Raw genomic sequence first — 8,518 nt, forward strand, 5'->3', positions numbered from 1 at the left:
GGGCAGGATTGTGTCGGTGGTCGAGGCCGGTACGAGCAGATGCACCTCGTCGTTCAGGATGAGGTTGCCGGCGATTTCCGATGCCTTGTTCGGATTGGACTGGCTGTCGCGATCGAGTATCTCGATCTCGTAAGTATTGCCGTCGGCACATTGCAGCTGGCCGCCGAGCAGGGCGCGGATTTTCTGCAAGGTGTAGCCATCCGTTTCACCAAACAGGGCGAGCGGCCCGGTCGTGGGGCTGAGATAGCCGAGCTTGATCTTCCCCGCCGTCGCGGCGCGCAGATAGGTCGGCATGCCCAGCGTGCTGGCGGCAACGCCGGCTCCAATCCCCTTCAGGACGCTTCGGCGGCTGGGCCGCAAGCCCGATTTCACCAGTTTGTTGTAGTAGGTCATTGTCGGTTCCTCCCTGGGTTAAGTTTCTCCGGCCCACGGGACCGGTCTCAGTTCAAAGCTTGTTCAGGTCATCCTCAGCAGCGAGCCGCCATCGATGACGATCAGCGAGCCCGTCACGTAGGACGCGGCCGGCGACGCAAGATAAAGCGCCAGGCCCTTGATCTCTTCAGGGTCACCGATCCGGCCGATGAGCGACTGGGCCTCGAAGGCCTTGCGGTCCGCCGGATTGCGCAGCCGGCCGCCGGCGATGTTGGTGATGAACGGCCCGGGCAGGATTGCGTTGATGCGGATGTTGTAGGCGCCGAGCTCCATCGCCATGTGGCGAACGAGATGGTTCACCGCGGCCTTGGCGGGCATGTAGGGTGTACCCACGATGCTCTCGTTGATCAGCGAGGCGATGGACGACGTGACGATGATCTGGCCGCCGCCATTCGGCTTCATGTGCCGCACGGCATGCTTGATCGTGGTGTAGACCGAGGTCAGGTTTATCTCGATCACCTTGTCCCAGTGCTCGTCGGGCAGGTTCTCGATGGCGCCCTCGGGGTTCCTTTCGCCCGTCGGGGTGTTGAAGCCCGGCCCGGCGTCGATCCCGGCATTGGCGAACACGACGTCGATCGAGCCGGCCTTCTCGGCCACCTTGTCGAAGGCGGCCGCCATGGCCGCACGGTCGCCGACATCGACGACCTGGCCCCAGACATCGCCACCCGCCGCCCTGATCGCCGCCACGGTCTTCTCCAGCCCGGCAGGGTTCAGGTCGAAGATGCAGACCTTCGCCCCGTGCTCGGCCATGATCTCGGAATAGGCCTGCCCGATGCCGCTGGCGCCGCCGGTGACGATCACCGACTTGCCTCTGACATCGAACATCTTCTCAAGTGCGGCCATCAGTTTCCTCCCTTGCGCGACAGCACGAAATCGAACTCTACGTCGTAGAACGGCGCCGCGACCTCGACCCTGGCCGCGGCTTCGGCGTCCTCGACCTTGCGGAATTCGGCGAGCAGGCTTTTCTTCACGCCGAAGACGGCATCTGAATCGATGTACGGATCGTCCGGATCGAAGATGTGCGTGGTCAGCGCGTCGAAGCCCTCGGCCTCGACAATGTAGTGGAGATGCGCCGGACGATTGGGGTGGCGGCCTAGCGCGCCCAGCAGCTTGCCGACCGGACCGTCATCCGGGATCGGGTAGTATTTGGGCTTCACGCCGCGGAACCAGTAACGTCCGTCCGCACCGGTGCGGAACACCCCGCGCAGATTGAAGTCGGGCTGGATGCCCTTCTGCTGCACGTCGTAGAAACCCTCGTCATTGGCCTGCCAGACGTCGATCTTGGCGCCTGCGATCGGGTTACCCTCGGTATTGAGGATGCGGCCATGCACGAACATCGGCTCGCCCTTCTGGTCGAGGCAGATGTTCGATCCCATTGGCAATTCGGGCGCGTCGGCGACGTGGAAAGGCCCCAGCACCGTGGATTCCGAGGCACCCGACGGCTTGCGGTTGTTGATCGCATCGACCAGCATCGAGACGCCGAGAACATCCGACAGCAGGATGTACTCCTGCCGCCATTCGTTGCAGATCTGGCCCGTCTGCGTCAGGAACATGATCGCGCCGAACCATTCCTCCTGCGTCGGCTCGATCTCCTTCACCGCCTCGTGCAGCTTTCGGGTGATGACCTCCATCACCTCTTTGAGCCGCTCGTCTTTGGCGTTCCTGTTGCGCGCCACGACGACCTCGGCCGAGTTCGCCTCGGTGAAATAGCCGGATTCGTGTTCGTCGATCATGCGATCCTCCTCAGCGCGCCAGAACGGATTTGAAGACCCGGCGCAGTTCGGCCGCCGGATCGGCCGCGAGCGTTTCGGAACGCCAGGCGACGTGGTGGTCGGGACGGACGACCAGGCAGCCGGTGTCGCGGATCTCCCGCGCGCCGGCCCAGTCGCCGGTATGATCCTCGATCGTGCGGCGCGGGCCGATCACATGGCTGCGGATCGGCAGACCGAGCTCCGCGCCCACCGTCTCCGCCGCGGCGACCCACGCCTCGCCGCCAATACCGGTCAAAAGCGTGAACTCGCCATGCCCGCAAAGATCGAGCGTCGAGACCTTCCTGCCCGAGCGCTCGAACACCCAGACATGCGGCAAGCGCGCGCCCGGCCACGTCGTTGGCGCATAGTGCAGCTCGCGATCCTTCTCGAATGCCGGCTCGCGCTGGCCGTCGGTCACCACCGCGCCGGACGCATAGCGCTGGTTCATCTCGACGCCATGGGCGTCGAACTCGTACTTCTTGAAGGCGATAGCCTTGCGGAGCGCCTCGCGCTGCGCTTCGGCCGCGGGCGTCGCGTCGGCGCGGGCCTCCATGTTCCTCTGGATCTTGTCGTGATCGACGCCGCCATCCATGCCGAGCGCCTCGAAGATCGGTCCGAATTCGGCAATGGACTGGTTCGCCCGCGTCACGATCTGGCGCGCGATCGGTGCGCGCTCGGCAGAGTAGCTATCCAGAAGCCCGATGCCCGCCTGCCCCTTGACGACCTTGGCAAGCTTCCAGGCGAGATTGAACCCATCCTGGATCGATGTGTTCGAGCCGAGCCCGTTCGAGGGCGGATGCCGGTGCGCGGCGTCGCCCATGATGAACACCCGCCCCTTCTGCATGTGCGTGGCGAAGCAGTTGTTCACCGTCCAGGTGTTGGCGCCCAGGAGCTTGATCTCGAGCGCGGGATCTCCGACCAATTGACGCGCGACCTCGGTGGCCAGTTCCGGCGTTACCTCCGGCGGCGGCTGGTTGATGTCGTAGCCCCAGACGATCAGCCACTCGTCCCACGGCCGCACCATGCGAACCAGACCCATGCCGATGCCGCCGACGTCGGCGCCGGGCTGCATGACCCAGTAGAGGACGCTCGGCCGGTGCGCGACGTATTTCGACAGATCGGCCCTGAACAGGATGTTCATCGAGCCGCCGACGCCCATCTTACCGTCGAGCGGCAGGCCCAGATGCTCGGCCACCAGCGAGTTGCCGCCGTCGGCGCCGACGAGGAACTTCGACCGCACGGTGAAATCCTTACCCGACAGCCGATCGCGGCAGGTCGTGGTCACGCCGTCCGCATCCTGGACATGGCCGACATATTCCGTGCTCATGCGTGCCTGCGTCCCGCGGGCGCAGGCCGACTTGAACAGGATCGGCTCCATGAAGGTCTGGGGCAGATCGTTCATGAAACAGGGAGACGACAGCAGATGTTCGGCCTTGGAGAGCGGCGCTGTACCCCAGCTCTTCATGCGGCCGATCTCCTCGCCGGCCAGGCTTTCGCAGAACACGTTCTCGCCCATCAGTTCCTGCGGCGAGGCGTGCATCATGGCCTCTGCCTCGACATCCGGACCGAGGTCCCGCAGCACTTCCATGGTGCGCTGGTTGGTGATGTGGGCACGCGGCGTGTTCGACAACCAGCGATAGCGATTGACGATCATGTTGGCCACGCCGTAGCTCGACAGCAGCGCGGCGGTGGCCGAGCCGGCCGGGCCAGTGCCGACGATCAGCACGTCGGTTTCGATATCCGCCATCAAATTCCTCCCTCGATCTTCGGACCGGTCAGCCTGCGGCGGACCGGAAACAGGTGCAGGCCATTGCGGGACGCGATCAGGCCCCAGAGCCCCTTTGGCGCAAAAAGCATCACGACAACGGCGATGAGGCCGAGCGTCATCAAGTACCAACTGCCGTAGTCGGCCAGCGCCGAGCGCAGCGCAAAGAAGACCAGCACACCGAGGATCGGCCCCTCGATGGTGCCGATGCCGCCGATGACGACAATAAAGATGACGTTGGCGGTCCAGTCGGTGACGGCAAAGGCCGCGCTCGGCGAGATGCGGGCCGTCTGCAGGAAAATCAGCGCGCCGGTCAGCCCGGTGGCAGCCGCGGCGATCAGAAAGACCGCCCATCTGAGCCGGGCGGTATCGACGCCCACCGATTGCGCCGCGTCGACATTGTCGCGCACGGCCGCCAGCGCCAGCCCGAGGCGGCTGCGCAGCAGCCAGTAGATGCCGCCCGTCACGGCCACGACCAGCGCCAAAGCCAGCCAGTAGGCCATGACATCGCGTGCCGCGGCCTCGCGGACGCCGAACAGCGCCCGGACCGCATCGGTGCCCAGGATGCTGCTCGTCGCCTCGCGCGGCAGCGACGTGCCGGTGCCGCCGCCAAGTGCCTTCCACTGCGCAACCAGCAGGCGCGTCACTTCGGCGATCACCCAGGTGCCGATGGCGAAATACGCGCCCTGCAAGCGGAACGCGAAAAAGGCCGTCGGAACCGCCAGCACCAGTGCCGCAAGGGCGCCCAGCGGGATCGCCAGGACCGGATTCCAGCCGAGCAGGATCACGCCGGCGAACATCGCGTAGGCGCCGATGCCGACGAAAGCCTGCTGGCCCACCGAGACCAGGCCGCCATAGCCCGCCAGCAGGTTCCAGATCTGCGCCAGCGTCAGCATGGTGAGGATGAAGAACAGATCCTGTATGACACCACGCGAGGCCACGGCAGGCAGCGCGAGCGCGGCGACGAGGAAGAGCGGCACAATGATCGCGGTCACGGTTCCGGCGCGGGTGCGGGTTGTCAGTCGATACATGCCGCCCCCCTCAATCCACTGCGCGCGGAAAAAGTCCGCGCGGCCTGAGCAGCATCACGGCCAGGAAGGCGATGTGGCCGGCCAGTATCTGCCATTCCGGATTGAGCGCGGCGCCAAACGTCTGCGCCACGCCGATGATGATCCCGCCGGCAAGCGTTCCCCACAGGCTGCCGAGGCCGCCGATGATCACCGCCTCGAAGGCATAGATCAGCCGCGCCGGTCCGATCGAAGGATCGAAGTTCGCGCGCATGCCGAGATAGAGCGCCGCCAGCGTCACCACGACCATGGCGATCCCGGTGGCGATCGCGAAAATCCGCTTCGGCTCTATCCCCATCAGCCCCGCCGTCACGGCGTCGTCCGAGGTGGCGCGGAAGGCACGGCCGAGGGCGGTGTGGTAAAAGAGCGCGTTGAGCGCAATGATCGTCACGATCGCCGAGGCAAAGGTCATCAACGGCATGATCCCAACCGTGACCAGCCCTAGATCGAGCGATGCCCCTTCCAACGCGCCCACCGGAATGCGGCGGCTGTCGGCGGAGAAGGCCTCGAGCAGGCCGTTCTGCAAGGCGACCGACAGGCCGAACGTGACCAGAAGCGGCGGCAGGATGTCCTTGCCCAGCATGCGGTTCAGGACGGCGGCCTGCAGCAGCCAGCCGAGCCCGAACATCACCGGCATGGCAATCAGGGCAGCGATCCAGGGCGACAAGCCGAGCAGCGTGACGCCCATCAAAACCAGATAGGCGGCAAGAATGATGAGGTCGCCATGGGCTAGGTTCACCAGCCGCATGATGCCGAAGACGAGGCTCAACCCTGCTGCAAACAGGGCATAGAGCCCGCCCAGCAGAATCCCCTGCACGAGGGTGTCCAGCCAGATCATCGCCGCGCCACCTCGATCAGGCCACAAGGGTGCTGTGCGAGCAGACGACCGAGCCTTGGTTCCCGCGTCATGCCGCCACTCCGAAATAGGCAGAGTGGATATCTTCGCGCGTGACCTCGGCCGCCCTGGCGGCCAGCGTGACGCGACCCTCCATCATGCAGTAGACGCGGTCGGCCACTGCCAGCGCCTTGCCGATATCCTGCTCCACCAGCACGATCGCGGCGCCGCCTTGGCGGATCCTGGGAAGTGCTGCGTAGATATCGCGGATGACGACGGGCGCGAGGCCAAGGCTGATCTCGTCGCAAAGCAGCAATTCGGGGTTCGACATCAGCGCCCGGCCGATCGCCACCATCTGCTGCTGGCCGCCCGAGAGCGCGGTACCGGGGCTCTTGCGCCGCTCGCCCAGGATCGGGAAAAGGTCATAGACCGCGTCGAGGCTCCACGGCCCCTGCACCTTACGCGCCTGCCCGCCGACCAGCAGGTTTTCCTCGACGGTCAGCGAAGGGAACAGCCGGCGCCCCTCCGGCACCATGGCGATGCCGCGCTTCATGATCTCGGCCGAAGACAGCGCGCCGATCGGCTCGCCCCTGTGCAGCACCATGCCGGGCGCGTTGCCGATCACTCCGGTGATCGAGCGCATCAGCGTGGATTTGCCGGCGCCGTTGGCGCCGATGATCGCCACGCATTCGCCCGCGGCCACGGTGATATCCACACCGAACAGTGCCCGGAACTGGCCGTAATTCGCGGTGAGGCCGCGCGTTTCCAGCATCAGACCTCGAGCCCCAGATAGATTTCGCGAACCGCCTTCGAGGCCATGATCTCATCAGGCGCGCCGATCCCGATCACGCGCCCGAAATCCAGCACGAGGAGCCGCTCGACCACCGAATTCAGGGCATGCAGCACATGCTCGATCCAGATGATGGTGGTTCCCCTCGCGTGGATGGCTCTGATCGTCGCGACCAGGGCCTTGCATTCGCGCTCCGTCAGCCCGCCCGCGATCTCGTCCAGAAGCAGAAGCGCGGGGCCTGTCGCCAGGGCGCGGGCGAGTTCCAGGCGCTTGCGGTCGAGAAGGCTCAACGAGCCGGCCACGAAATTGGCTTTCCTGAGGAGCTCCGTCGCCTCGAGGATACCAGCGCAATCCTCGACCATCTCGGCCTCGCGTCCGCCGCGGCCGAAGGCGGCGGCGGTCAAGAGATTCTCGAACACGGTCAGCCCCTCGAAAGGCTGCGGAATCTGGAAGCTGCGGCCGACGCCCATGCGCACCCGCTCCATGGCCGGAGCGCGGGTCACGTCGCGGCCGAGGAATTCGATGCGGCCCTCATTTGCAAACAAGTTTCCGGTGATCAGGTTGAAGAGCGTCGATTTTCCCGCGCCGTTCGGGCCTATAATGCCCAGCGCTTCGCCGCGCGGCACGCTGACGGTCACGGAATCCGCAACCTTCAGGGCGCCGAAGGACTTCGAAACGTTTTCCAGCCTGAGTATCATCACAGTCATCCTTGGGTCGCGCCGAACGAGGGCGGCGGTATCAGCCGCCCCCGGCAGCGTCAGGCCAGGGCTTCCATCTTGCCAGCGGTGGGAATCTCGGTAGCGCCGGCGTTCTCGACGATCACCAGATCGAACCCGCCACCGGCCTTCTTCCGCCACTGGCCGCCAACGAGCGGCGTCTTGCAGACGTTCTTCGCGGCGAAAGGCGGCAGTCCCGCACCGCTCCATGCCACTTTCCCCACCACCGTCGTCATGTCGGTGGCGGCTATGGCCGCCGCGATCGCCTCGGCATTGGTCGGATCCGAAACGCGCCCCATGACATTGGCCGCCACCTCGAACAGCGAATGGACAAAACCGATCGGCTGCGTCCAGGGACGCCCGGTCTTGGCGGTGAAATCCGCCGCGATTTCCGCCGAGCTCTCGCCCGTCACGGACGATTTGAACGGATGCGAGGCCGACCACCAGACCTCGGATGAGAGGTTGTGGCCAGCATCGCCCAGCGTCTCGACCGATTGCGGAAAGAGGATCGCTTTGGCCACCGTTATCGCCTTGGGCTTGAAGCCCTGCTGGCGGGCCTGGTTCCAGAAGGTGGTGAAGTCCGGCGGAATGACCACACCGGTGACGATCTCGGCATTGGCTGCCTTGAAGGCGTTGACCTGCGCAGTGAAATCGTCCGACAGGTTCTGATAGCGGCCGGGATCGGCAAGGCTGAAACCGGCGGCATCGAGGCCCGGCTTCAAGCCGTTCTTCGGATCACCCCAGGCATTGCCGTCGGCATCGTTCGGGAACAGCCCGCCCACCTTGCCGTTGGTGGAAAGCTGCTTCCACATACCGGTGTAGACGGCGATGATGTCTTCGAGACCCCAGAAATAATGATAGGCAAAGTTGAAAGGCTTCCACGAGGACGGATCGGCCGGACTGCCCTGCTGGCCGATGAACCAGGGCTGCCACGGCGCCATCGTCGAGATCACCGGCACGCCCTCCGCCTCGCAGGTGGTGGCCACCGGATTGGTGTTCTCGGGCGTCGAGCCGACGAGCATCAGGTTGATCTCGTCATCGACGATCAGGCTCTTGGCCACCTCGGCCGCGCGATTGGGGTTCGACTGGCTGTCCTTGACGATGACCTCGAAGTTCTTGCCCGCGTCGGAAGCGAGGAAGGCCTTGATGTTGTAGTCATCGC

General features: G+C 65.1%; 8 protein-coding genes and 1 pseudogene. All 9 read right to left on the bottom strand.

Translation table 11 applies throughout. The annotated features are described in order from the left end of the window. A pseudogene (locus EN932_RS21835) lies at positions 1–393 on the bottom strand (ABC transporter substrate-binding protein); the annotation flags it as partial. A 63-nt stretch (positions 394–456) separates the two neighbouring features. Next, entirely contained in the window at positions 457–1,275 is an 819-nt protein-coding gene (locus tag EN932_RS21840; RefSeq protein ID WP_013533089.1) for an SDR family NAD(P)-dependent oxidoreductase, read from the bottom strand. Next, on the bottom strand, positions 1,275–2,165 hold the full coding sequence (locus EN932_RS21845) for an intradiol ring-cleavage dioxygenase (RefSeq protein ID WP_013533090.1): 891 nt from the start codon (positions 2,163–2,165) through the stop codon (positions 1,275–1,277). Before EN932_RS21845 ends, EN932_RS21840 begins: the two co-directional genes overlap by 1 nt. Positions 2,166–2,175: 10 nt before the next feature. Next, positions 2,176–3,930, bottom strand: coding sequence for an FAD-dependent monooxygenase (locus tag EN932_RS21850; RefSeq protein ID WP_127384523.1), 1,755 nt, complete (start codon positions 3,928–3,930; stop codon positions 2,176–2,178). Then, the gene (locus tag EN932_RS21855) at positions 3,930–4,979 is read right to left on the bottom strand and encodes a branched-chain amino acid ABC transporter permease (RefSeq protein WP_127367996.1); all 1,050 of its coding nucleotides are present in this window, start codon (positions 4,977–4,979) and stop codon (positions 3,930–3,932) included. The genes EN932_RS21850 and EN932_RS21855 overlap by 1 nt, the downstream gene beginning before the upstream one ends. Positions 4,980–4,989: 10 nt before the next feature. Continuing rightward, positions 4,990–5,853, bottom strand: a complete 864-nt coding sequence (locus tag EN932_RS21860) for a branched-chain amino acid ABC transporter permease (RefSeq protein ID WP_127367995.1) — start codon at positions 5,851–5,853, stop codon at positions 4,990–4,992. Positions 5,854–5,920: 67 nt separating this feature from the next. Continuing rightward, entirely contained in the window at positions 5,921–6,622 is a 702-nt protein-coding gene (locus tag EN932_RS21865; protein ID WP_063171519.1) for an ABC transporter ATP-binding protein, read from the bottom strand. Continuing rightward, positions 6,622–7,338 (bottom strand): ABC transporter ATP-binding protein, encoded by a 717-nt coding sequence (locus tag EN932_RS21870; RefSeq protein ID WP_127367994.1) that lies wholly within the window; start codon positions 7,336–7,338, stop codon positions 6,622–6,624. The genes EN932_RS21865 and EN932_RS21870 overlap by 1 nt, the downstream gene beginning before the upstream one ends. Positions 7,339–7,397: 59 nt before the next feature. Continuing rightward, positions 7,398–8,518 (bottom strand): ABC transporter substrate-binding protein (locus EN932_RS21875; RefSeq protein ID WP_128369064.1); only part of this gene is annotated, 1,121 nt, incomplete at its 5' end.

It is taken from the genome of Mesorhizobium sp. M7A.F.Ca.US.002.01.1.1, assembly GCF_004022955.1.
GTDB lineage: Bacteria > Pseudomonadota > Alphaproteobacteria > Rhizobiales > Rhizobiaceae > Mesorhizobium > Mesorhizobium ciceri.